Genomic DNA, 459 nt, shown 5'->3' on the forward strand with positions numbered 1-459 from the left:
AGACAGAGGGACCCGCTTGGACGCGATCGAAAAAGCGATCCGGAACGCCTTGGAGAAAGGCAATGCCGAGGACCGCGCGTTCCGCGAGAGGGTCTATCGCTCGGCTTTTGCCGCGCTCGATCGCGCGCTCAAGGCCAATCCCGGTGTGACCGTTGAGGTCGCCATCAAGCGCCGCAAGGCAATCCAGGCGAAAATCACCGAAATCGAATCCGAGTTCCTGCCGGCGGTGCCGGATGTCGGTCCGCAGGGCGATGCACCGGCGGTCGAACTCGGAGCGGACCCGTCGCCCGCGGTCGAAACCGGCCGACAGGCATCGTCCCCCGATGTCGTCGTCGACGGACCCGTGCAATCCGCTGCCGATGCGCCGCGCTCCCGCGTTCTGCCCGTCGTTCCCGACATCATGCCGGACGCCACGCTTCCCGATGCTCCGGCCATCGACATGTCGGCTCCGGCCTCGGC

Annotated in this window: 1 pseudogene; it reads left to right on the top strand. The window is 66.9% G+C overall.

Going from position 1 to position 459, the window contains the following annotated elements:
• Window positions 1–16: 16 nt before the first annotated feature.
• Window positions 17–459 (top strand): annotated as a pseudogene (locus tag EN750_RS38655) (hypothetical protein); the annotation flags it as partial.

Source organism: Mesorhizobium sp. M7A.F.Ca.ET.027.03.2.1 (assembly GCF_003999175.1).
Classification (GTDB): Bacteria; Pseudomonadota; Alphaproteobacteria; order Rhizobiales; family Rhizobiaceae; genus Mesorhizobium.